At 45.7% G+C, this 22,518-nt stretch carries 22 protein-coding genes; 12 read left to right on the forward strand and 10 right to left on the reverse strand.

Annotation, left to right across the window (positions count from 1 at the left end):
• Nucleotides 1-67: 67 nt before the first annotated feature.
• Entirely contained in the window at nucleotides 68-1,699 is a 1,632-nt protein-coding gene (locus tag Q365_RS0106440; protein ID WP_028022573.1) for a DUF2813 domain-containing protein, read from the reverse strand.
• Nucleotides 1,700-2,021: 322 nt separating this feature from the next.
• On the opposite strand from Q365_RS0106440, the gene Q365_RS0106445 reads away from it, so the two are divergent.
• Nucleotides 2,022-2,912, forward strand: coding sequence for a LysR family transcriptional regulator (locus Q365_RS0106445; protein ID WP_028022574.1), 891 nt, complete (start codon nucleotides 2,022-2,024; stop codon nucleotides 2,910-2,912).
• A gap of 50 nt (nucleotides 2,913-2,962) precedes the next feature.
• A complete protein-coding gene (locus Q365_RS0106450) occupies nucleotides 2,963-3,283 on the forward strand; it encodes a Dabb family protein (RefSeq protein WP_028022575.1) in 321 nt (106 codons plus the stop codon).
• Nucleotides 3,284-3,420: 137 nt separating this feature from the next.
• Here the strand turns inward: Q365_RS0106450 and Q365_RS0106455 are convergent, their stop codons facing one another.
• A complete protein-coding gene (locus tag Q365_RS0106455; protein ID WP_028022576.1) occupies nucleotides 3,421-6,102 on the reverse strand; it encodes a bifunctional acetate--CoA ligase family protein/GNAT family N-acetyltransferase in 2,682 nt (893 codons plus the stop codon).
• Between the two features lie 255 nt (nucleotides 6,103-6,357).
• Between Q365_RS0106455 and Q365_RS0106460 the strand changes: the two genes are divergently transcribed.
• Nucleotides 6,358-6,921 (forward strand): SPOR domain-containing protein, encoded by a 564-nt coding sequence (locus Q365_RS0106460; RefSeq protein ID WP_028022577.1) that lies wholly within the window; start codon nucleotides 6,358-6,360, stop codon nucleotides 6,919-6,921.
• 266 nt (nucleotides 6,922-7,187) lie between these two features.
• Complete coding sequence (locus Q365_RS0106465) at nucleotides 7,188-8,189, forward strand: D-alanine--D-alanine ligase (protein ID WP_028022578.1); 1,002 nt, start codon at nucleotides 7,188-7,190, stop codon at nucleotides 8,187-8,189.
• On the opposite strand, the gene Q365_RS0106470 is transcribed toward Q365_RS0106465, so the two are convergent.
• Nucleotides 8,186-9,148, reverse strand: coding sequence for a tyrosine-type recombinase/integrase (locus Q365_RS0106470; protein ID WP_028022579.1), 963 nt, complete (start codon nucleotides 9,146-9,148; stop codon nucleotides 8,186-8,188). The two genes, Q365_RS0106465 and Q365_RS0106470, sit on opposite strands and share 4 nt — an antisense overlap.
• A 217-nt stretch (nucleotides 9,149-9,365) precedes the next feature.
• On the opposite strand from Q365_RS0106470, the gene Q365_RS0106475 reads away from it, so the two are divergent.
• From Q365_RS0106475 to yciH, 3 genes are all read left to right on the forward strand, one after another.
• The gene (locus Q365_RS0106475) at nucleotides 9,366-9,719 is read left to right on the forward strand and encodes a DUF3319 domain-containing protein (protein WP_028022580.1); all 354 of its coding nucleotides are present in this window, start codon (nucleotides 9,366-9,368) and stop codon (nucleotides 9,717-9,719) included.
• A 137-nt stretch (nucleotides 9,720-9,856) separates the two neighbouring features.
• Complete coding sequence (locus Q365_RS0106480) at nucleotides 9,857-10,195, forward strand: DUF3319 domain-containing protein (protein ID WP_028022581.1); 339 nt, start codon at nucleotides 9,857-9,859, stop codon at nucleotides 10,193-10,195.
• Nucleotides 10,196-10,272: 77 nt separating this feature from the next.
• A complete protein-coding gene (gene yciH, locus Q365_RS0106485; protein WP_028022582.1) occupies nucleotides 10,273-10,599 on the forward strand; it encodes a stress response translation initiation inhibitor YciH in 327 nt (108 codons plus the stop codon).
• Nucleotides 10,600-10,788: 189 nt separating this feature from the next.
• Here yciH and Q365_RS0106490 read toward each other — a convergent pair whose 3' ends face one another.
• Entirely contained in the window at nucleotides 10,789-12,300 is a 1,512-nt protein-coding gene (locus Q365_RS0106490; RefSeq protein WP_028022583.1) for an alanine/glycine:cation symporter family protein, read from the reverse strand.
• Nucleotides 12,301-12,977: 677 nt separating this feature from the next.
• Between Q365_RS0106490 and Q365_RS0106495 the strand changes: the two genes are divergently transcribed.
• Nucleotides 12,978-13,502, forward strand: a complete 525-nt coding sequence (locus Q365_RS0106495; RefSeq protein WP_028022584.1) for a hypothetical protein — start codon at nucleotides 12,978-12,980, stop codon at nucleotides 13,500-13,502.
• 50 nt (nucleotides 13,503-13,552) lie between these two features.
• Here Q365_RS0106495 and Q365_RS0106500 read toward each other — a convergent pair whose 3' ends face one another.
• On the reverse strand, nucleotides 13,553-15,364 hold the full coding sequence (locus tag Q365_RS0106500; RefSeq protein ID WP_028022585.1) for a PLP-dependent transferase: 1,812 nt from the start codon (nucleotides 15,362-15,364) through the stop codon (nucleotides 13,553-13,555).
• 242 nt (nucleotides 15,365-15,606) lie between these two features.
• Here Q365_RS0106500 and Q365_RS0106505 point away from each other — a divergent pair, with 242 nt between their 5' ends.
• The 3 genes from Q365_RS0106505 (at nucleotide 15,607) to Q365_RS0106515 (ending at nucleotide 17,087) form a co-directional block, all read left to right on the forward strand.
• Nucleotides 15,607-16,080 carry an Lrp/AsnC family transcriptional regulator gene (locus Q365_RS0106505; protein WP_028022586.1) on the forward strand — a complete coding sequence of 158 codons (474 nt, stop codon included), beginning with the start codon at nucleotides 15,607-15,609 and terminating at the stop codon, nucleotides 16,078-16,080.
• A 123-nt stretch (nucleotides 16,081-16,203) separates the two neighbouring features.
• Entirely contained in the window at nucleotides 16,204-16,626 is a 423-nt protein-coding gene (parS, locus tag Q365_RS0106510) for a type II RES/Xre toxin-antitoxin system antitoxin (RefSeq protein ID WP_028022587.1), read from the forward strand.
• On the forward strand, nucleotides 16,626-17,087 hold the full coding sequence (locus Q365_RS0106515; RefSeq protein WP_028022588.1) for an RES family NAD+ phosphorylase: 462 nt from the start codon (nucleotides 16,626-16,628) through the stop codon (nucleotides 17,085-17,087). Before parS ends, Q365_RS0106515 begins: the two co-directional genes overlap by 1 nt.
• 65 nt (nucleotides 17,088-17,152) lie before the next feature.
• Here the strand turns inward: Q365_RS0106515 and Q365_RS0106520 are convergent, their stop codons facing one another.
• The 3 genes from Q365_RS0106520 to Q365_RS0106530 form a co-directional block, all read right to left on the reverse strand.
• A complete protein-coding gene (locus Q365_RS0106520) occupies nucleotides 17,153-17,497 on the reverse strand; it encodes a YajD family HNH nuclease (protein WP_028022589.1) in 345 nt (114 codons plus the stop codon).
• A gap of 408 nt (nucleotides 17,498-17,905) precedes the next feature.
• The gene (locus Q365_RS26105) at nucleotides 17,906-19,000 is read right to left on the reverse strand and encodes a hypothetical protein (RefSeq protein WP_051563761.1); all 1,095 of its coding nucleotides are present in this window, start codon (nucleotides 18,998-19,000) and stop codon (nucleotides 17,906-17,908) included.
• A gap of 18 nt (nucleotides 19,001-19,018) precedes the next feature.
• Nucleotides 19,019-20,257, reverse strand: a complete 1,239-nt coding sequence (locus Q365_RS0106530) for a hypothetical protein (RefSeq protein WP_028022590.1) — start codon at nucleotides 20,255-20,257, stop codon at nucleotides 19,019-19,021.
• Nucleotides 20,258-20,743: 486 nt separating this feature from the next.
• On the opposite strand from Q365_RS0106530, the gene Q365_RS0106535 reads away from it, so the two are divergent.
• Nucleotides 20,744-21,544 (forward strand): delta-class carbonic anhydrase, encoded by an 801-nt coding sequence (locus Q365_RS0106535; protein WP_407637570.1) that lies wholly within the window; start codon nucleotides 20,744-20,746, stop codon nucleotides 21,542-21,544.
• A gap of 108 nt (nucleotides 21,545-21,652) precedes the next feature.
• On the opposite strand, the gene Q365_RS0106540 is transcribed toward Q365_RS0106535, so the two are convergent.
• Nucleotides 21,653-22,051, reverse strand: a complete 399-nt coding sequence (locus Q365_RS0106540) for a VOC family protein (protein WP_081796168.1) — start codon at nucleotides 22,049-22,051, stop codon at nucleotides 21,653-21,655.
• A gap of 27 nt (nucleotides 22,052-22,078) precedes the next feature.
• The gene (locus Q365_RS0106545) at nucleotides 22,079-22,297 is read right to left on the reverse strand and encodes a DUF6500 family protein (RefSeq protein ID WP_028022593.1); all 219 of its coding nucleotides are present in this window, start codon (nucleotides 22,295-22,297) and stop codon (nucleotides 22,079-22,081) included.
• Nucleotides 22,298-22,518 lie beyond the last annotated feature (221 nt).

A 22,518-nucleotide genomic window follows, 5' to 3' on the forward strand; every position in this document is an offset into this window, starting at 1 on the left:
AAACCAAACCAAAAAAGCAGGAATGATCCTGTTTTTTTGCTTCTTATCTTTCGATGTTCGAATCTCTTTAACCTGATCCTCTCGCCATGCTGATCACTCGTTGCAATGTCCAGCGCAGCAAGAGCGGAATGTCTTCATCCAAATGCTCCTCGGTATAGGCAATGATTGCAAGCGCGGCGTCAGGCTTTGCGTACTTCTTCAATGCTTTGGTAATGACCTTCTTCGGCGCAATATGGGTATTTCCTTCGATGTTTGCCATCTCTCGAAACAAAGGCTCGTAGCCGTGATGAAAGAGATAGTGCTCGATATCACGATCAGGTAGCACGGTTAAGCGATGCTTTTCTTGGTCGCCATTAAGCATCTTACGGGCTGTATAAGCGTACTTTTGGCCGGCCATATCGCCGTCCGCAATGAGATGCCATTCGATGCCTAACACCTGCGCCAGTTTGACCAGCGGTTTGAGTCCACTCTGCGCGAATTCAATAAGCTGCACACCTTCAGCTGAGAGGTCATAGCCTTGTAACCTCGCCAGTTCGCTAAATAGCCAAACTTCCGTTTCCCCTTCAACCAATAGCCAACAACGCGCAAACAATGCGCTGGGGCGATGAAAGCGCACGTGAAAAGAAACGCGTCGCTCCTCGTCTTTGCTTAATCGGTCTTTAGGGACTTGAAACGCCTCAGTTTGCGTAGAACCTCGTTCCAGCCGACGGATGCTGGTGAGTGGGACTGCAGACAGTAAATCGCCACTGTTGGTAGTGATGATCTTTTGCATTGGCATTAAAGCAATTAAACGCCAAGCTTGATTAAGTAAAGTGGGGTGAAGTCGGCTCTCAGGGTCTTCAAAAATAATAATGGGGCGAGCATTCGGTCGAAGCTGTTTAGGGCCTCTAGCACGCACAAAGGCACTGAGTAGTCCCATGAGAACTAACCGGCTTTGATTTGACGTATTACGTGCGACCAACTCTAGAGGGTGAATGTAGTTAGCCCGCATATTCAGGTGTCGCGCAGGCTCTATGTCAGCGGGGGAGCGATTGTGATTGTCGAAGGCAAAATAGTGATCAAGCAACGTGCGCATGGCTTTGATGCCACTGCGGACTTCTCCCTTGTTCACGTGGCCGGGGCGCTGTTGTAAACGTTTAACGGTATTCTCTAATCGCTTTTCTAGGCGAGTCTTACTGCCATTAAGCGCCAAATCTTGATCTCGTAATCGCCTTGCGTCTTGTACGCGAATAACAGGGTGAAGCTGAGCCAGCTGCAGCGCAAGATGCTCATGGTTAGCCACTTCGATAATGCTGCCAGTTTCATCAAGGAAGTTTCGCGTAACGGTGATTTTCCCGTCATCGTGTATGGCGTTGATGTGATAGTCGAGCTGGCGCATTCCGTCATCACTGGTTTTATTCCACACCTGACTAAATTGTCGATACCGCCGCGCCCGATGCTCACCGGAAAAGCTTTCCGTCCATCGCAGAATAATTTGAATTTGGTTGGTTTGCGCGTTGCCAAGCGTATGGTCGATATGGAAATCTGTACGCGTGAAGGTATAGGGTTGCCCCGATGAAGGTAACGAATGCGATAAGGCGTCAAGCAACGAGCTTTTACCCCATGCATTCTCACCAATGAGTACTGACACCTCATCAAGACTGAGCGAAAGGCGTCGGATACCGCGAAAACCAGATATTTCTATACGATCTAACTTCATAGCCACCTCATTCTTAAGGTTAAGACAGATGAAGGCGCATTGACGATGTATTCATCACGAATTTGATGATTAGAAAGAAATTTCTGTTCTCTATCAAGTGATTGTGCCAGATTGAACCTCAGTGAATCGCTTATCAAATAGCGTATACCCAAGCGACTTGAAGAGTTTCGCAAAATCCTGAACATTCAGGTTTCTTGTGTATAAAGAACAGTTAAACCTATTTGTCGGGTCTTCTACTGTTAAGGTACACAAACGTGTAGCGGTTTGAGCATGCTCAACACATAAAATTGGACGTGATTACATAAAAGGAACGATTATCACCATGTTATCTTTCGAAGCGTTGCAGATACTTGATGCGATTGACCGTAAAGGGAGTTTTGCAGCCGCTGCCGATTCTCTTAATCGGGCCCCTTCGTCATTGAGCTATCAGGTTCAAAAACTAGAACAAGATTTAGATTTGGTGATCTTCGATCGTTCGGGGCATAAAGCGTCATTTACCGATGCGGGTAAACTGCTTCTTGAGCGCGGCCGAATTCTCATGAATGCCGCTGATGAAATGGTGGCTGATGCTAAATCTCTTGCCCACGGTTGGGAGTTAGACGTCACTATCGCGTTTGATGGATTACTCACTGCGAGACCGTTTTTCCCGCTGGTGGATCAAATGGGACGCGAATCTAATACTCGCGTTCGCCTTCAAGAGGAAATTTTGGCTGGCGCTTGGGAAGCTCTGAGTGAAGACCGCGCAGACATTCTGATCAGCCCTAAGCCTCAGTCTGTGCCATTGGATGTCAAGATGACGGAGTTGGGGGTGTCTGATGGTTACTGGGTTGCCTCGCCCGATCACCCGATCCATGGTCATGCTCGTCCTTATGATGTAGAAACTCGCCGTTTATATCGCAGTATCTCGGTCGCAGATACCGCAAGAAGCGCCAAAGCTGTCACTTTCAATATATTGGATGAGCAACCTAGGCTGACCGTTAGCTCCATGACTGAAAAATACCACGCCATTCTTGACGGATATGGCATTGGCACCATGCCTTCATGGTGGATTGAAGATGACATTGCTAATGGGCGCTTGAAAGTGATTGAAGGCAGCGAGGCCTACCAACTGTATTGGGTGATGGCGTGGAAACGCAATCGTATGGGCAATGCGAAAAGCTGGCTGATCAGACATTTGCCTAAAGTACTAAAAATGATTCAACCTGTTTCCTAACAAAACGTAGATTAGACTGATTGGATATCTATTGTTAATTGGGACGCACCATGATTAGACACATACTGCTAGTGAAGTTTAAACCGGAATCGAATGAAGCCGATTTTGGCGAGATACGAGAAGAGTTCAAATCGATGACCGAGCGCGTTGAAGGTGTTGTCGCAGTTGAATGGGGTGAGAATGACAGCCCTGAAGGAAAGCACCAAGGTTTCACGCACATTATCTTTATGACGCTAAAAGATGAAGCGGCGCGTCAGCGATACTTGGTTGACCCTGAACATGATGCCTTAAAAGAAGTCTTTGGCCCTCATATTGAAGATATCATTGTGGTTGATTATACCCTCGTGCAGGACAACCAAGAGACAGGGTGATCGCCGCTCGCGATTGTTCTGTAGAAAATGACATTTGATAACTTGTGTCTATCAAAAGATGAATAGAAAAAGAGGCCTAACATTGGCCTCTTTTTTTGTGATTATAACTCGCTTAAAACGCGAAAAATGCAATCACGCTATAGCATCATGTCCATATCGACGATGCCATCTTGGATTTGGACATCAATACTAAATCCCACCTTTTGTGCCAACGCGATCATTCCTGAATTGGACGGCATGGTCATGCCATTGAGGCGTTTCAGTCCACTTTGACGCCCATACTCAATGACTTTATCCATTAGGATTCGACCTAAGCCCATGCCTTTCAGATCAGACTGAACGAGAACGGCAAATTCCGCATCGGTATGACCAGGGTTCGCTAACGCGCGTACCACGCCAAGAATGTTATCAGTGCCATCTTCTTCGCGATAAACCGCAACAAAGGCCATCTCACGGTCATAGTCAATTTGGGTTAAATTGGCGAGCGCTTCATGGTTAAGCTCACCCACATCTGAGAAGAAGCGCTTGTAGAGATCTTCAACAGAGACACGTTCAACAAAGGACTTATGGTTGGGTTCATCTTCAGGAAGGATAGGACGCAGCAATATTTCACGTCCGTCTTTTAGCGTCGCCCTTTGTTCCAATTCTTTTGGATAAGGGCGAATGGCGAGACGTGTACTTGCATCACCTTCGTAGGCTGAGAGCGCAATGGATGCATCCAATACGGTGAAGCTATCGCCCGTCACGAGCAACGGATGAATATCTAGCCCTGTTATTTCAGGGTAATCAATGACAATTTGTGACAGTGTCACTAAAAAGTGACAAAGCGCGTTAACATCAATGTTATACGGGTGGCCTCGTTGTCTTAGTTTGCCAGCCTTTAATGCGCCAATCACCAAGTAACGCGCCAGAGCCATGTTCAAAGGCGGAATGGCGACCGCGGCGTCTCGGTTGACGTTCCATTCACTGCCACCTTCACCCAGTAATATCACAGGGCCAAACACGGGATCATGGCGAACACAGACGCGAAGCTCCTGTGACCCTGCACGGTTTGCCATGGCTTGAATTTGTAAGCCTTCGATTCGCGCTGTTGGGTAAGACAGTGATACGCGGTTGAGCATAAGCTGTGCGGCGTTAGCGACTTCTGTGGCATTGTTGAGGTCCAGCATTACGCCATTAACGTCAGATTTATGTGGAATGTCAGGAGAGCGGAGTTTAACCGCAACCGGGTAGCCAACTTGCTCTGTGATTTGCGCCGCTTCTGCTGCATCGGCCGCCAACCATGTCGACATAACATTGATACCGTACTTAGACAGAAACGGTCGTGCTTCATGCGTTGTTAACGACGTGATTTGGCTATCCAAAGCTTGTTGAATGAAGGCGCGACCCGCTTCAACGTCATAATCTATTTGACCAATCGACGTTGGGGTTTCCATCAGTTGTTTTTGGTTACGACGGTATTCGACCAAGTGCATGAAGGCGGTAACGGCGCTTTCTGGGGTGCGATAAGCTGGGAAGCCCGCATGGGCAAAGGCCAAGCGCGCGACGGTGGCGTCATCACTTTCCCCTTGCCAGTTGGTCAAGATATTGAAGCGTTTGGCGCGAGGGTTGTTCTTGAGCATTTCCGCTAACGCTTTCGCGGTCTTTAAGCCGGGCGCGGTGACGGATGGGGAATGCAGGATCAACAGTGCGTCAGCCTCATCGCTTTCAAGCAAGATTTCAGTGGCCTTTTTGTAACGTTCGATATCGGCATCGCCGACAATGTCTAACGGGTTTCCTTGCGACCAACTCACGGGCAACACTTTGCTGAGCTTCCCAATGGTGTCTTCGCTTAATACCGCTAATTTCCCGCCCATTTCCATCAAGGTATCCACGGCCATAACAGCCGGCCCACCGCCGTTAGAGATGATGGCGAGACGCTCACCGCGCAGCGGTACTGAGTGAGAGAGTGTTTCTACCGCTGCGAATAATTCGTGCGTGGTGTTTACGCGAAGCATACCTGAGCGTCGAATGGCAGCATCGTAAGCCCCATCTAATCCCGGTAAGCTTTCTGATAAATGCGGCAGCGCAGCGGCACCTTCTGGCGTTCGTCCACTTTTTAACACCAAGACTCGGCGGTTACGGGATGCGGCTCGTGCGGCAGAAATGAATGCCCGAGCATCTTGAATGTTATCGATATAAAGCAGAATCGCATCGGTTTTGCTTTCACGGCTGAGATAATCAAGCAATTCAGGGAAATCAATGTCGCTGGCTTCACCCAGTGAAATGAAGGTCGAGAAACCAATGCGACGATTTCGGGCCCAATCCAGAATAGTGGTGCAAACGGCAGCGGATTGAGAAACAAAAGCGATATTTCCGCGGTTAGCTGGAATCGGAGAGAACGAAGCGTTGAGGTTGAGCCAAGGTAGGATTAAGCCAAGGCTATTTGGGCCAATGACACGCATGTCGTATTGCGAGGCAATCTCACGCATGATATCGAACTCTGTGCGTCCGTCATTGCCTTCGCATTTCTTCATTCCAGCCGCAAGAATAATGGCAACTTTAACGCCTTTCTCCCCAAGTTGACGAATCAACTCACTGTTGCGGTTTGCTTGCGTACATAGCACTGCCATATCCGGTACAAGGGGAAGAGAGTCAATCGTTGAATAGGCAAGAATCCCGGCAACGGCTTGATATTTTGGCGTGACGGGCATGATAGGGCCATTGAATCCTCCAGACTGAAGATTACGAATGATCACGTTACCCGCTCGGCCTGGCGTATCTGACGCCCCTATAACGGCGATTGATTTTGGTTTGAAAAGCATATCTAGGCCGGACATTTGTATCTCCCGAGGCATCAAGCAGTGATGGCTTATCTTATCGTGTTTCTTTTTCCGCATCCTGACTTATGAGTCTGCCTGTGATCCGCAGCGAAAAGACATTCATGAAAAGCCAATTTTTTGATTTATCGATCATTTCTACAAAATGATGTGTGACACGTGGCAGATACTTATTAGAGTGCGTGTCGTTTAAGTTGAATGAATGGGATGCAGCGTTCAGAATAGAAGTCAGTGGCTCCTAAAAGTAGAATATTCATGAAGAAAATCCTTTCTGTTGCATTTACCTTTGCGCTTGCCGGCTGTGCTGGTGGTGCTAGCACGACTCAAATTTTAACTCAGTCCACTGAGGAAGCTGTATTTCCCTCTTCGCAGTCTGTCCCAGCTCCTGCTAAAAATACTGAGATGAGTTCCAAGAAGCCTATGCCCAAGCCTGCGGCTAAAAAGCCAATGGCAGAAAAGCCCGTCATGGCGCATAAAACGTCAAAACCCGCGGCTAAGAAGCCCGTGAAAACCATGTCCACGAAGAAACCTGCTGTGAGTGGCCAGAAGTACACCATTCAAGTAATTGCATTGAGTCACAACAAAGGCTTCAATGAGTACATGAACAAACTGCCGTCGGATAAGCCAGTTTGGTCAAACAAGAAGATGGTTGATGGCTTGCCATGGTATACCTTGTTATACGGTGACTTTGGCTCGAAAGCCGATGCTCAAAAGGCATTAAAAGCATTACCAAACGATATTAAGCAATTTGGTCCATTCATTCGTTCGGTGGCGTCGATAAAATCGTCGGCTCACCCAGAAATGAAGCCGCTGAACTAGGCTGGATAATCGTCAAGAAAAGAGAGCGTAAGCTCTCTTTTTTCTTATGTGGAGTAGCCAAAAGGTTTTCAAACTGTACGCAATGCAATCAATGGCGACGGGTTTTTGCGCGAACACACATAAATACACGGAAATTTGATTTTGATTGGATGAAAGGGTGCATCTGATTGTCTACTATAGGCATCTCACCTTCCATGCGATGCACCGGATTGTGCAATTTATTATGTTATCCCTGAAACGTATATCAGGGCGAAGTAGGAATGGTCATGAACCCAACTCAAGTATTGTTGTTGTGTGGCGGCGGAAGTGCCGAGCACGAAGTGTCTCTGGTTTCAGCGAATTATTTGGAATCTCAACTTAAATTACTGCCTTCAGTATCCGTTGTTCGCGTTGAAATGACTAAAGATGAAGGATGGAAGGGAAGCGAAGGTCAAGCTTGTCGACTGAATTTAGATAAAACGCTTACCATTGGTAAAGATTCGATCGCGATTGATTACGTCGTGCCTTGTATTCACGGCTACCCTGGTGAAACCGGCGATATTCAATCTCTGCTAGAACTGGCTGGGCTTCCTTATATGGGCTGCGATCCCTCGGCTAGCATGGTCTGTTTCAATAAAATCACGTCAAAGCTATGGTTTGATGCGATTGGTATTCCAAACACTCCGTATGTGTTCTTAACCGATAACAACGATGAAAGTGTTGCTAAGGCTAAAGAAGCGTTTGATCTTTGGGGGTCAATCTTCGTTAAAGCAGCCTGTCAGGGTTCGTCGGTCGGTTGCTTCAAAGTGACAGACAAAAGCGAAATTAAGAAGGTTATTGCTGAAGCCTTTACTTATTCAAATCAAGTATTGGTAGAGAAAGCGGTTAGACCAAGAGAACTTGAAATCGCCGCGTACCACTATAATGGTGAAGTCATGGTGACCACGCCGGGTGAGATTCAATGCCCGTCTGATACTTTCTATACTTACGATGAAAAATACAGTTCAGCCAGTCATAGCTTAACCACGCTAGAACCTGATGATTTGACGGAAGAGCAAATCGCCAAGATGCGTGACTACGCTGAAAAAGCATTTGTGCATCTTAAACTTAAGGACTTGTCTCGCATTGATTTCTTCTTGACGCCAGACGGTGAAGTGCTACTGAATGAAATCAATACCTTCCCGGGTATGACGCCAATTTCCATGTTCCCTAAATTGGTGGAGCACAATGGCCATACGTTTTCTGATTATCTTGCGAGTTGTATTCAAGCCGGGATTAACCAAGCTTAATCTTTGTCCAACTTGCGTTTGAACTTTTCCATCGCCTCGTCTTTTGCCTGCTGATTACCCACGTACTGAGCAGGCATCGCGGGGCTTTTCCATCTGCCTTGTTGCTGTATTTCTTTGATTGATTTCCCTGACTCTGATAAATCGACGCTCGCACCCACTCTTGGTGACTGCCCAGAAAAGGTCAACGTGCCATCCATGCCAAGCTCCGTTGCTGCCCGTCTAAATACGCGATAAATCGAAGAGTGATCCATGGAGGCATCCCCCAGTTGTTGATGTTTATTGATTCGACGCAGAAGAGGGCCGTCCATAATGCCGGATACCAATAACCAACGGTCAATCAATTCAGCAGCTTCGGTGCTCAGCTCAATACGCTGCCCATCGACCACCAATAGATAAAGATCGCCTTCTTTCAGCACGGAATGATAAGACAGCGCAGCGAGTTCACTTCTTTTAAGCATTCCTTCAAAGCAAAGTGTCCAAATAAGCAGGTCTCGAATATCCTTTAAACGGTCACTATTTCCAAGCTGCTGTTGAAGTGCATTTAGGTGGGACAAATGGAATGCATTAGCCTGAGCAGCGTCATCAGCTTTTTCGGAGTAAAGGCGATTGAGTGTAAATCGAACTTCTCTATGCCTTGTTGGATCGGGCAGGCTATGCACTCTATGAAGCAGTGAAATCGTAATGATATAGCGCTTAATACTTGATGCTTTTCGTGTTTTCGCAGAGTGCTCGATGAAGCGTCTAACCGCCGTTACAGCGGCTGGCAGAGCAGAGACGTTAACATCTTTGCAGTAGCTCAAAAACGTATGCCAATCATTTTGAAAACTCAGCAAGGAATTATGGCTGTACAACCCCATAGTGAGGGATTTCCAACTGTCTAAGCCAACGTCACCGTGCTTGAAAGTCAGCATACTTTGCTTGACGGCAACAGGGTCTGAAATGGGTTCTATCTTCTTCATATTATAACGCACTATAACTTATAGATTGTGTTCCTATTATTCCATTAACTGGAGGATGAAAGAAAGCACTTTGTCACATAACTTGCCTATCACTTGTTGGTTTTTCTAGTCAAACCAATACTCTATATTTGGCACTAACTGTTAACTTGGTCTAATTTACATATTGAAACTCATATTTGTTACATGTGTTAGTAGATCAACAGACAGGGGGTTGCTGGTGAGAAAGCGCCTATATCATCGTGGTTATAACGTCGAACTCAACGACGATAAAAAAGAAGAGTACAGCGCCCGCATCGGTGGGAAGCAAGTGCTCGGTACATTGCTGGGTGTCAAACAGTCCATTGATTGGTGGTGTGATACGAATATCCTTCGCTTACCTGAAGAATTTGACAAGCAAGATTTCGAAGATTCAACGGACAAAAAAATCGAAGAATATAAAGGCATTCAGATCATGAACGATTCTGACGATGATGATAAAGCGTGGTACATGATCATCAAAGGCAACCTTCTGAAAGGATCGCTCCCAGCCCTCAAGCAGTTCGTAGATAAAAAAGTCGTTACGAAAACTTAACCCGTTCATTGCCAAATCGTTAGTGTTGCGTAACGTTGTGCATATTTCTTTATGCATTTCGTAATTTCTGTCGTCAAAATCTGCTGTATTTATTAGAATCCTAGCCATGAGCAAACGCTATTAGATACAGGAATCGAATGAAAAAGCGATACTCACATCGTGGACATTATATAGAGTGTGCTAACGATAGTTACACATCCTTAGTTGGTGGGCGAACGGTGTCGGGCAGTATGCTTGGCGTAAGGCAGTGTATTGATTGGTGGTGTGATACACATATTTTTCGTTCACCCGCGGAGTTTGAACGTCAGTCTTTCAAGTCGACCCAGTCTCGTACCTCTGAAAACTACAAAGGCATACAAATCATGAGCGACGAAAAACAACCAGGGCTCTGGTATATTTTCGTTCGTGGCCAACTCCTCAAAGGGCCTTTGCCAAAAATTAAGCAATACATCGATCATCACTCATTATCTCGTTGATTGCTAAACGTCAAACGTGTTCAACCCAACGACATTTGGTACCATACGCATCATTGTGACACGTCAAAGAGTGGATTATGAAAAACGATAATAGCCGTTTGGTGTATTCGACAGAAACCGGGCGAATTAAAGAAGAAGCACAAGCGCCTCAGCGCGAAAAAGGCGACGGTATTGTACGCATCCAGCGTCAAACGAAAGGCCGAAAAGGTAAGGGCGTGTGTTTAGTCACTGGACTAGACATGTCAGACACTGAGTTAAAACTCGTTGCTGCAGACTTAAAGAAAGTCTGTGGTTGTGGCGGCTCGGTGAAAGATGGCGTTGTCGAGATTCAAGGCGACAAGCGCGATCAGATTAAAGCTTACCTCGAGAAAAAAGGCCATACCGTCAAATTGGCAGGTGGTTGATCTTATTAAGTGATCGCTCTCAAGTGGTTGTCGGCTTCAAGTGGTTGATAGTTATCAAGTAGTTGTGGCTTTTAAGTGATTGTAGTTTTCAAGTGAGCCTGTCGCCCTAAGCAGCAGACATAAAAAAAGAGATGCCATTTGGCATCTCTTTTTTATTTACGCGTTAAAAATCAATGGCTCGCTGAGCTATTAACCTTTGTAGCGTGCGATTGCACCGCTGTCTAAACGTGCAAGGTAGTCTTGCATGTCGACTTTGATTTCTGGAACCAAACGGTATAGACCGATGATGTTGATCAGTGCCATTGCGAAGATCATTGCATCAGAGAAGTCGATAACTGGACCGAGGTTCATTGACGCACCGATAACCACAAAACAGCAGAACATGACTTTGAAAATCATCTCAGCGCGCTTGCTTTCACCGAATAGGTAAGTCCACGCTTTCAAGCCGTAGTAAGACCAAGAGATCATGGTTGAGAAAGCGAAAAGAACAACAGCAACAGCAAGAATCAGTGGGAACCAAGAGATTGCGCTACCAAATGCTGCAGAAGTTAGCTCAACACCAGTCAGTGTTTGACCATCGTGCAGTTGACCCGTGATGATGATAACCAAAGCAGTCATCGTACAGATAACAACGGTATCGATGAATGGTTCAAGTAGAGATACGAAACCTTCAGACATGTGCTCTTTGGTTTTTACTGCTGCGTGAGCAATTGCCGCGGAACCAACACCTGCTTCATTCGAGAATGCTGCTCGTTTGAAACCTTGAATCATCGCACCAATGATACCACCGGCAACACCTTCACCAGTAAATGCACCGTTGAAGATAGCTGCGAACGCATCGCCAACAGAACCTAGGTTTAGAAGGATAATAACCAAGGCTGCACCAACGTAGACAACCGCCATCAAAGGAACGACTTTCTCAGTTACTTTTGCGATTGATTTGATACCACCGATGATGACAACACCAACGATAACGGCCATGATCAGACCGAACAACCAGCCTTTATCTGCGAAGAAAGACATGTCGCCGCCAGTTACACCAACCACTTGTTTGAATGCTTGGTTTGCTTGGAACATGTTACCGCCACCCAAAGCACCGCCGACAGCACATACTGAGAACAGAACAGCAAGAGTACGACCAAGCGCTGGGTTACCACGGTTAGTAAGGCCTTTGCTTAGGTAGTACATCGGGCCGCCCGAGACAGAACCGTCTGGGTTTGTTGTACGATATTTCACACCAAGAGCACACTCAACGAACTTCGTTGACATACCGAGTAAACCAGCAAGGATCATCCAGAATGTTGCGCCAGCACCACCGATGGAGATAGCAACAGCAACACCAGCGATATTACCTAGACCAACGGTACCGGAAAGAGCGGTGGCAAGAGCCTGAAAGTGGGATACTTCACCGGGTTCGTTAGGGTTGGTGTAATCACCTTTTACAAGGCGAATAGCGTGTGCAAAACCGCGAAAGTTGATGAAACCAAGGTAGAGGGTGAATATAACTGCTGCTACAACAAGCCAAAGTACAATCCATGGGGCTTGAGTGTCTGTGAAGGGGAGGGGGATGGTTGAGAAAATCATACCCACGAATGGGTTTACAATTGGTGCCACGATTTCATTGATTGCGTCGTCGATCCCTGCCGCAGAGGCTGAGCTCGCAAACAACGAAAGTCCAGCCGTCGTCATTATACGTTTCATTACCGAGTCCTTTTCTTATTTTATATTGCTTCTGGTTTGTCCATTAGCAAGTGTGTTGCATACTTGTTAAAAAGTAATACGGTGCGGATTATTTCACGTATAAACATATTTGCAATATATTTTGATTCGCGTTTTTTGGCTTTTTTCTAAGGCTAAATGACGCTCACACTTTTCTACTTTCTAATTATTGATTTAATTATTATCGCGAATTTTCTTTGTGTGCACGATATTGGGCATAATATGCACCAGTATGTACTTGGTGACATATTTGAGATTTCTCAGGTTCGCTTAAATGCCCGCCATGACTGGCCTGTGGGCTCTTCTGTCAAAATGTGTAAAATTTTTCGGGTTTGAATAGACTTTATCCCTGAAATTAAAAGGGAAATTGTTATCACCAAAATTGTGCAGACTGTATTATAAAAGAGACATTATATAAATAATGGAAAATTAGCACTGAAACTAGAAAAGTATTAATAACGAATTAGTTTTGATATTCCAACTAATGAGACAGGTGAGGTGGTCCGATTTTTGTTAACTGCATATAAACTGGTGTTCGTAATTTTATATTTTAAGTTTTGGATTTTCGCCTTGTATAAGCATTCACTTGTCTCAGGATATAAATCCGGTTTATTTACATTTTCAAGCATATTTAGTCGATCGGTGGTGTGGTTTAAATCATGGCTTTACGAGACAAGTTGAATACAGGGTCGCTGCTATCGATGACGGCTATCGCTGTTGCATGTGTTGTGCTTTCTCTTTCAATCCGTAATCACGCCATTTCTAATGAATCAGACCTTCATAACTATCTCCAAGTTTTGCCATCCGTTGCGTTAGAAATGATCAAAGCACAGAGTTCATTAGAAGCGTCAGATGGACAAGTCCTCATAGCCAGCCAAATCAAGTTGCTAGAAGCATCATTTGGTAAATTGCTCGCGAATCAATCTTCGCGCTTTAGCCAGCGAAGACTCGCCATGAAGTTGGAAATTTTAAGAAGTAGTCAATCCGAAACCGGCGGTCGAGAGATTCACCGCTTTGGTGTTTTCAATTGTGAGCCGACTGAACAGTTGGGCTCGCAAGTTGCGACATTACTTAGTTCAAACCCAAGTGCATTGGAATTCTCCCCTCAGTATCAAGCGACTTTGTGTTATTTCGATCGTGATGGCACCATCTTGAGGTCAAGTAAATCGTCACTCGATGAGTAACGATGTACTTGATGTGTCTTTTTGATTATCGATGACGTCTTCCCGTCGGCTCACTGCAGCAACGTAGAATACGAAGGAAGGTCCTCAACAAATTGCTGTTGCACATCGAGATAAGTTTTCCTGTATATCTCATCAATTTGGTCTGGTGAAGGGAACTGGCTAGAAAAGTCATTATGTTCTAGGTCGATGGTTATCTCCGCCGTCTGCTGCATGTGAGCGACAAACATTCGCGGGTCTTCTAACCCAACCGCAATTCGTAACGTCGTGGGCTTTATCCCAGCGCGACTCAGTGCATCTGCCGTCAGTTCCGAATGCGTCGTCATCGCTGGGCACAAAGCGACAGTATTGGTTTGACCCAGGCTCACTTGCATTCCAATGGCAGGCTCAAGCATGTCGAAAAACTGCTTAAATACAGAGGGCTCAATCGGCGATCGATTTGCCGATCCTTCCATATCAATGGTAAACAAGGCCGCTGGCAAACCTAATCGCATATTGTTCTTCATCAATGGGTAGTTGGGGCTTTCAGGAAGTGCAGGACATGACACATTGATATCCGGATGTAAGTTAAGAATACGCGCCAAGGCGAGGGTGTTGATTGTTTTTTGTATCACTCGCAGTTCGTAGGTCTTCATTCCGTTGAGGACTTCAAAAGCCTTATCGGCATCTAAAAATGCCCCCTTTATGTAATAGACATTCCAGAACAGTGTTTCATCCCAATTCACAGTACGCGCGTTGCCGTTGGGAGAGGTGACGGTGGCAGAATCACCTTTGGGCATAAACATGTCTTCGTTACGACCAATAACGACGCCGGCTGTTGTGGTGCCAGAGCCAGCCAGTTCTTTAGTGTATGAGTGAATCACAAAATCGGGGCGCTCCATGGGGTCAGCTCTTTTTAGTACGGGGTGCAGGAAAGGGGTGCCAACGGTGGTGTCCGCAATAAGCGTCCAACCTCGCTCATGGGTTGCCCGGCTAATCCCAGCAACGTCTAAGACGAAACCGTGAGGGTTACAAGGGCTTTCTAGGTAGACATAGATTTTTCGGCCCGCTTTAATGCGATCAGCATAGGTATTGGCGGCGGCATCCATCGCTTGGGCAAAATCGTCCGCGCCATAACCATCAACCCATTCTACGGCGATATCCAGGTTTGAGGATTTACGGTACCAATCTTGAAGCAGTTGATAAGAGCCGCCATAGATATTTCGTGATGCCAGCACAATGTCTTCACGGCCTAGTAAATGACTCAAAAGCCCGTCGATCGCAGCCATGCCTGAATTGAAGTTCCACGCCAAATACTGATCTGCCATGTCGCCAGCTTCAATATCCACAATGTGGTTTGCCAAACTAATGGATGTAGGGTTTAGCAAGCGTGAGTAAATATCATGCAAAGGTTCGCGTCCGTTGAATGCATCTTCGACCCACTCTGTACAAGCAAAGAGGTAAGTTGCCGTTCTTGTTATTACGGGACTTGCGGAGAAAATCGCCGCGACATTATCGAAGATAGGGTAAGCCCCTTTGGAAGCAAAGTGCCCATTCTTTGTTGCGATAGATTTGTAGGTTGCTCGCATCGGGTTTTGAAGGTTGTCGAGGATCTTCGCTAACTGGAAGGACAAAAAGCGTTTCGCGTTGAACCACGCAATACGGTCGTTCCTATCTAGGTCAGATAGACCGTCAAGGGTGATCGCCCATAAATCGTGCGTATGATGGTTAGCGGTATATAGCGTCGTTGCCAGTTCGATCAGAGATTGCCCAAATTCAGAATGGGTATCAATGCCAAAGTGTTCAGCTTGCTCGGTTGCCAACGAAACGGCATCTTCATGGCGAGTGGTTTTGCGAAGCGGACTTAATTGCGTGGCCTTGTTCATGGTCAGTTCCTTTAACGTTAAAACGCAATGCTTGACGGACTACCTTGAAATTAGCAAAGAGGAAGGGGCACATCTTTGCTAAATATGCCTTTTAACTGGTCAGTATTGGCAGATATTGCCAATGAAAGAATAAAATGCGCAAGTTCCGCTACTTTTATAAAAAGGGTTCTTATACCCAAACAACCTGAATCCTGCACCTTCAGGTTGATTGGGTATAGCAGCACAACCAATAAAGGTATGGCATGGCGCATCACTTAGATTCTCTCGATAACATTGATAAGAAGATCCTCGATGAACTACAAATAGAGGGGAGACTCACCAACCAAGAATTGTCCGACCGCATATCACTGTCTCCTTCTCCTTGCTTACGTCGTGTTCGTGCGCTCGAAAAGAAAGGCATCATTACTGGCTATCATGCCCACGTTGATCAAGATAAATGCGGATTGGCGGTTAATGTCTTTGTATCAGTAAAGCTCGAAAAGCCCACCGAAGACAACATGCGTCAATTTGAAGTGCTTATCAGTCAAATGGATGATGTGTTGGAATGCTATTTGATGACAGGCACTCATGATTACCTGTTACATGTGGTCAGTGAATCGCTCAAAACCTATGAACGTTTTATTCGTCGTTCACTGACTCCGTTGCCGAACATCGCGGCAATTGAATCCAGTTTTGCTTTTGGGCAAGTTAAAAAACGCTCGCGTCTTCCTTTGTAATTGAGGCATTAGCATTGGATTTATCGTTCGAGTAGACGCCTGTGATTTTCCCATGCGACAAATGACGCTTTACAATGCGACAAATGACGCACATAATTTAACCATTGGTATGTGGAGGTGTGTATGTATGCAGAACAGCTAGTATCCCTTGGCCTTGTAAAAAAAGGGCAAGTGATTAACCAAGACACTGAGTTGGACATCATCCGACATGGGTTATCAGTTAAGCATGCGCGCAAAGTGATGAAAGACATGGCCATGAGCAGCGGCGAGTGGGTAGGGCTGATTGGCTTAAGCCCGCGTAGTTTACAGCGTAAAAGTGATTCTGACTTACTAACACCTTCTCAATCAGAGAAAACATTAGCGATCCGTCGCGTGGTGGATTTAGCCGTCGATTACTACGGCAGTCGTCCTGTTGCATTGGATTGGTTGAAAACACCTCAAGTGGCGTTCGGTGGAAAAGCCGCCGTTGATTACTTGGATACCAACACCGGCATTCAATATGTTGAAACTATATTGAATCGCCTCATTCACGGCATGACCGCATAATGGAAGTGTTCCGTCTTTCCGTAAAACGCTATGCAGATTTGACGGGCACAGGCGGCATGTTTGGTTCTGGTCGTTGGCATCAGAAAGGTCAGCCGATTCTCTACACTGCAGGATCTCGTTCATTGTCAGCGCTTGAACGTTTTGTGCATGAAAGCCCAGTACAAATGCCGCAATTGGTCATGATGACCATCTACATCCCAGATGATATAGCGATGAAGCGTGTCAGCGAAAAAGAGCTTCCCGAGGGGTGGGATGCGGTGCCTGATGCTGATGTTTCAAGACGTTATGGTACAGAATGGCTTCAATCGATGGCCACACCTGTGATTCAACTTCCATCTGCCATCATTGCCAGCGAATACAATTTCCTCATCAATCCTATACACCCAGAAAGCCGAGCCATTAAGATCATCGATGAACGTGATTTCTATTACGACAATCGCTTAAAACGCATGATGCGTTAAAAGGCCTAAGTGCATTAGCACACTTAGGCCTCAAAGATATTTGAAGTTTAAATAGGGCGCTTAGACTATTTTTTCATTAAGTCTTTTAAGTTAGCGAAGGGATTGTGAGTCGCAGCTTGATGGTCATCATCGCCCGCTTTAATCTCAGTACCATATTGGTCATGGTCCGTGTACTTTGAATGCTCATGATCGTGGCAAAACAGACACAACAACTCCCAGTTACTGCCGTCCGGTGGATTGTTTGTGTGGTCATGGTCGATATGGTGAACCGTCAGTTCACGCAAATTAGAGTAAACAAACTCACGAGCGCAACGGCCACATACCCAAGGGTAAAGCTTGAGTGCTTTCTCGCGGTAACCACTTTCTTGACGCGCGTAACTGGCACTGGTGCCGTAGTAATCTGATGACATACTGGTATCTTGCTATCCGTTATTAGTATTCGCTCAATATATCAAACAGACCGAGAGTTTCCACAATTCAAATCAAGGTTCGACGTGATTTGACGATTTCCGCCTTGTCGCTCTAGAAATAATTATCAGGCCAATACAGAAGCTACAGGAAACTATGTTTCATGGCAGCTATTTTGTTGGAATGGCAATTATGAACTTTATGGTAAATAGCCAATTACGTTCAATAGACTGATTTCAATGAAGAATGAGGGTAGTTAGAGACATGAAGGGATGACATTTCATTCTCCTACATATCTTATTTAACATAAGATAGATAATGCGCACTATTATTGGCGATATTTACATGTTGCTCGCTATGAGTCGTCTTGGGCTTTATCGCTAGTCCGTTATTCTCACTCAATGTTCAAGTCACCGAAGTTCGACCACTATTGTTTGCTGTTCAATGTCATGAGGTTTGTCTGTCACTGCGTGATCCATGAGTTCGCGAAAATTGTTGCCCGCAACATCTTCTAACTGCGCATCAACGTTAATTCGAATACTCGATGTTTGCCATGCTTGATTCGGTGTGAACATCCAGCGTGTTTCACCTTCATCAACGCTGATATCCCCAGCAACGGCTTGTCCTGTAACGTCGAATATATTGATGGCTTTGTTCAACAAATGCCTATCAAACTGTCGATCAAACGTAATGGATATCGGCATCCTGGTTTGGTTCTTGGGCGCCTTAATTTGCCATGAATTCGTAGATGGCAAATGACGCAACGCTTTATCAACTAAAAACGTTTTTTCATAACGCTGGGTACTCAGTCCATTGTTTGCTGTTGGCCAACCTTCGTGAATGACAATTGAGTAACGTTTTCCTTCAAGCAATGCGGGTCCTAAGGCTAGATTCTGAGCCACACCTCGCTTAATACGACCAGGGTCCATCAACAGCGTTAATCGAGTACGATCTTCGCTCCATAATTCTTGCTTAAAACTCATGAAGGCTGCGTCATCTTCTGTTCCATTTTCATCGACCAATTTGATAAATCGTATCGCCACATGCGGTTGCATTGGCGCTGAAAACTGGACGTAGAAGCGCAGTGTATTTTCAGGTATTTCAACGCTGCTAGGGTAAATCTGAGTCACTTTGGGCGCTGTGAGAGCTTGGTCTGGCTCAATGAAGAAACCTTGCAAGTCTTGTTTATCCGCGCCCTGCTCACGAATTGAAATCGTATAGTTTTGACCTTTTACAAAGTCAAACGCAGGGTCAAATATCACCTTGTTTTCGTCGACTCGGTACTTGCCTGCGATGGGTAACGTGTTCTCACAGCAGTTTTCAACCTCCCCAACAAACACAGCCAATACTTCGGCTGGGTCTGATAAGGATGGATTGCTGTAAAGGGTAAGTTCTATGTTGTCATTGGGCTGCTCGGGCAATGTCAGGCTGTTTTCTTGTGCGAAAGCAGCCGAACCATGAAGCAATACGCTAATACACGCACTCAAATTGAACAATGTTCTCATTATATATATCGCCTGAGATTACTGCTTTTTCTCAGCCCAGTATTGGGGGAAGTCGTACTCAGCCTGCAAGTTATGAATGCGGTTAGGGAACCAATCGAAATTTGAATCTAGGTTTAAACTCCCTGTGTACATATCACGCGTTAAAGAGACGAATCTGCCACCGCCCAAATTGTCGATGTGCATTGACATACCTTCGAACATGACCGCCTTACCAGTGTCGCCAACTGGCATCAGTGGATGAGTATCAGACTTCCCTCCCTCAGGAAGATCGCCTTTGGTATAACTCTTAGCACCTTTCAAACTGTCGACCGGAATAACATGCGGTGCGCGACCATTACTGGTTAGAAACAGTGCGTCTTGGCCATTCAGTGAATACGAAACCATGTCGATAGGTTGCCCGTTGCCGTAGTCCATGACCGTGCGAGCAGAGATTTTTGCGCCATCAACGATTTCATCCAGCTCGATCAGCACGATTGGACTGCATGTGTAAGCGGCGACAAGTTGCGTTTTGCCACCAATCTCTTGAACAGACATGGTGCGAATCGGGGCTCTGGTTTCAAACTGATCATGCGCAATATGGTACATCTCTACGTTGGCTGCTGATTGTTCACCTGTGAATGGATAAGGAATTCGGCGCAGAGTCGATAAGAAGTTGTCGAACGCAACGCCAGATACAAAAAGCTCTCCTTTGTAATATTCCATGTCCAGAATGGCGAGCGAGCTTATTGCAACTTTCCCCTTAGCCAAATCACGTTTGAGCGCTGGCGTTGGCCCTAACCCGCGAGGTTTAAACGTGGTCTCTTGGTCTGGGTAATGACTTAACGTTTGTTTTTGAAATGCAACCGTCTCCAGATCAAGCAATTCAATTTGAGCATCCTGTTTGATCTTAATGATGGCCGGTGATGAATCGAAGTTACCGAGGCGTGAAACGGAAATGTAGATGTCGGAGGTTACAGGGTTAACCGCCATGTCATTGATAGCAATCGCACTTTTACCTACACCTAAGATATTGGCAATTCGCGTATCAATGTCATTGAGGTAAATCGGCGTCACCGTATCTGGCGCTTTACCACCAGTGAGATCCAAAGCGTAAATAGCCCCATTGTAGTTATCGCCGACAAACAGTGTTCCTGTATCTGAAAACTCAAGTGCACCTGCAAATTTCAGATCGATCTTTTGCTCCGCAGCATAGACGCCAGAAGTCAAACTCGATGTGATGAACGCCAAGCTTAGAATCGTTTTGTTTACGTTAAACATGAAAAATCACTCCTTTGGAATCCATACTTTGGTTTTTAGACGAGCGTTAGTCTGTTTCAACTATATAGTCGGCAGTGCTTTTCCACTATCGACCAAAGCAGAAGTCACTGTTCAGTGAGACAGAACAATAAGAAAAGCGCCTAGACCAAGTGGAGATAACATCGCATCAATGAAAGTTATTAACGCCTCGCAACCCCCTATTTCTGCTTTCGTTCACAGTCGTGTTAGGTCGGTTGTTTCAATGTGAAGCAATTTGGAGAATTGGACTCAAATATGTGGCAAGTCATTGGTGATCTGATGAAAAACATGTCTAACATTCATTACTCTTCTAGGGCATTTGCAGACATAGTGAATGTAGTTTGGCGCGTAACGCATTGAGTATTTCTTATGCGCCGACCCTCTAATCTCAACGAATAAGGGAACGAACCAGTGAAAACTAGCAAACTTTGTGTCATCGCATTAGCTACTGCCGCATCTTTTGGTGTGATGGCAAAAGGCAGCCATGAGAACGTGTCTGATAAAGTGATTGCGGACCAGCGTCAAGAACTTGCAGAAAACACTGAGGGTGAAGGATTTGGACCGCAGTCCCCTCGTGACATTGATTCGCTTGTTGGGAGCAACACGTTAGCATTCAATGCAGCACCGGAATACACGGAGATGAACTTGTGTAATATCCACTTCCACAAAAATGCAGAACATAAAGGTGGCGAATTCACTAAGTATGCGGGTAATGGCGACGGTCATGGTTACCAAAGTGGCTTCCGCTATTCTGGTCAATTAAGCGCGGCTGAACTTGCGCCGGTTAAAGGTGAAATTTGCCCAAGCAAACATGGTGACGTGAACCCTGGTGATACGATTGAAGTTCACTACGTGCATACCACAGCGCAAGTTGAACCGGGTGCAACACTGGGCTCATGCTTTAATGACGCAAATAAGAACCCTCAATTGCGCGTTGAAACCCAAGTTTACGTGGTGGTAAACGACAGTGAAGCGTTGGACTTTGAAGAGTTAAACGAACACGAGAAGAAAGATGGTGTTCATCAGGCAATCAATATACCTAGCAACACAGGGAAGCCAATTCAGTACGCCGGATCAACCACTGGCCCTAGCTACAATGAACAAGGCTCGCCATTCCAGGTGACCTGGAGTGTTCGTCCTAAAGTCGCCAAGGTTAATGTAGCGTCAGTTGGAGAATGGTGTGAAGGGAATGCATTTGATGAGGACCACGCTCATGGTGTGCGTAACCTTGTCATCAACAAAGATCTTCTTTCTAGTGCATCAAACTAACGGCTAATGCTTCGAGGGCGCTGACTGTATTCAGCGCCCTACTTTGGTTTTTTTGATGTTAACTCGTATGTTAAGACTTAGCGGGTGAATGAAGAGAAAAAGCATTTGTTAGTTTTCAGGCTTTTCATAGCACACAGCCTGTAGTTTATTACCATCTGGGTCTCTAACGTAAGCTGCGTAATAGTTTGGCCCAAAGTGATCGCGTAGACCTGGCGCACCTTCATCGGCACCTCCGTTTGCGAGGGCTTCCACGTAAAATTCATCAACCGATTCCCGAGAATCGGCCTTAAATGCTACGTGTGTTCCGTTCCCCCACGTTGCGGGTCTACCATCAATGGGTTTATAGATATACAGAAATGGCATCTGATCATTTTTGGCGTAAAGCGGTGGCTTACCCGGTGGCTTGGGAACCCGTGTCATTCCAAGAGGTTTCAGCACCGCGTCATAGAATGTTGATGCCCTTTCGTAATCATTCGTTCCCAAGGTGACATGGCTGATCACAGACATTTGTCTTCCTCTTTATTCAAAATGCGGTTAAACCTCGCTCTCAACGAGGTCGATGATTTGTTTGGCTTTGACGAAATGATCAAGCTTATGAGTTTGAATCCACCACGTTGCCGCTTCCATCAATAGCTCTGGGTCATCATTTTTGTTAGCAAAGAAAGCATAGAATGAAACACCTACGCCCTCGCCTTTTGCAGTGATTTTCTTGTTGCACACATCAATAACTTTTTTGCGTAGCGAATCTCTCATGATGGCTTTATTTCCTGACGCTCTGTATAGAGAACTGTATATTCAAATAATATCGATGAAAAGCAGTACTTCCCGAAACTGGATGAAGCCAGCATTTCTTTTGGTGGTCGCATACATAGCACTCATTGGTGATTGAACCTGACACAGGTATCCATCACCATACTGTGTATTAAATTCTATATGAACATGCCTAATTGATTCATTACTCAGATAATAAAAGG

Origin of the sequence: Enterovibrio calviensis DSM 14347 (assembly GCF_000621165.1) — a bacterium.
Taxonomy (GTDB): domain Bacteria; phylum Pseudomonadota; class Gammaproteobacteria; order Enterobacterales; family Vibrionaceae; genus Enterovibrio; species Enterovibrio calviensis.

Coding starts and splice junctions, on each gene's coding strand:
- Q365_RS26105 (WP_051563761.1), bottom strand. CDS start 19,000: ATGAGAACATTGTTCAATTTGAGTGCGTGTATTAGCGTATTGCTTCAT.
- Q365_RS0106440 (WP_028022573.1), bottom strand. CDS start 1,699: ATGAAGTTAGATCGTATAGAAATATCTGGTTTTCGCGGTATCCGACGC.
- Q365_RS0106515 (WP_028022588.1), top strand. CDS start 16,626: ATGGAAGTGTTCCGTCTTTCCGTAAAACGCTATGCAGATTTGACGGGC.
- Q365_RS0106500 (WP_028022585.1), bottom strand. CDS start 15,364: ATGAACAAGGCCACGCAATTAAGTCCGCTTCGCAAAACCACTCGCCAT.
- Q365_RS0106450 (WP_028022575.1), top strand. CDS start 2,963: ATGATTAGACACATACTGCTAGTGAAGTTTAAACCGGAATCGAATGAA.
- Q365_RS0106505 (WP_028022586.1), top strand. CDS start 15,607: ATGGCGCATCACTTAGATTCTCTCGATAACATTGATAAGAAGATCCTC.
- Q365_RS0106540 (WP_081796168.1), bottom strand. CDS start 22,051: ATGTCTGTGATCAGCCATGTCACCTTGGGAACGAATGATTACGAAAGG.
- Q365_RS0106495 (WP_028022584.1), top strand. CDS start 12,978: ATGGCTTTACGAGACAAGTTGAATACAGGGTCGCTGCTATCGATGACG.
- Q365_RS0106520 (WP_028022589.1), bottom strand. CDS start 17,497: ATGTCATCAGATTACTACGGCACCAGTGCCAGTTACGCGCGTCAAGAA.
- Q365_RS0106535 (WP_407637570.1), top strand. CDS start 20,744: ATGGCAAAAGGCAGCCATGAGAACGTGTCTGATAAAGTGATTGCGGAC.
- Q365_RS0106470 (WP_028022579.1), bottom strand. CDS start 9,148: ATGAAGAAGATAGAACCCATTTCAGACCCTGTTGCCGTCAAGCAAAGT.
- Q365_RS0106465 (WP_028022578.1), top strand. CDS start 7,188: ATGAACCCAACTCAAGTATTGTTGTTGTGTGGCGGCGGAAGTGCCGAG.
- yciH (WP_028022582.1), top strand. CDS start 10,273: ATGAAAAACGATAATAGCCGTTTGGTGTATTCGACAGAAACCGGGCGA.
- Q365_RS0106490 (WP_028022583.1), bottom strand. CDS start 12,300: ATGAAACGTATAATGACGACGGCTGGACTTTCGTTGTTTGCGAGCTCA.
- Q365_RS0106460 (WP_028022577.1), top strand. CDS start 6,358: ATGAAGAAAATCCTTTCTGTTGCATTTACCTTTGCGCTTGCCGGCTGT.
- Q365_RS0106545 (WP_028022593.1), bottom strand. CDS start 22,297: ATGAGAGATTCGCTACGCAAAAAAGTTATTGATGTGTGCAACAAGAAA.
- Q365_RS0106530 (WP_028022590.1), bottom strand. CDS start 20,257: ATGTTTAACGTAAACAAAACGATTCTAAGCTTGGCGTTCATCACATCG.
- Q365_RS0106455 (WP_028022576.1), bottom strand. CDS start 6,102: ATGTCCGGCCTAGATATGCTTTTCAAACCAAAATCAATCGCCGTTATA.
- Q365_RS0106480 (WP_028022581.1), top strand. CDS start 9,857: ATGAAAAAGCGATACTCACATCGTGGACATTATATAGAGTGTGCTAAC.
- Q365_RS0106445 (WP_028022574.1), top strand. CDS start 2,022: ATGTTATCTTTCGAAGCGTTGCAGATACTTGATGCGATTGACCGTAAA.
- parS (WP_028022587.1), top strand. CDS start 16,204: ATGTATGCAGAACAGCTAGTATCCCTTGGCCTTGTAAAAAAAGGGCAA.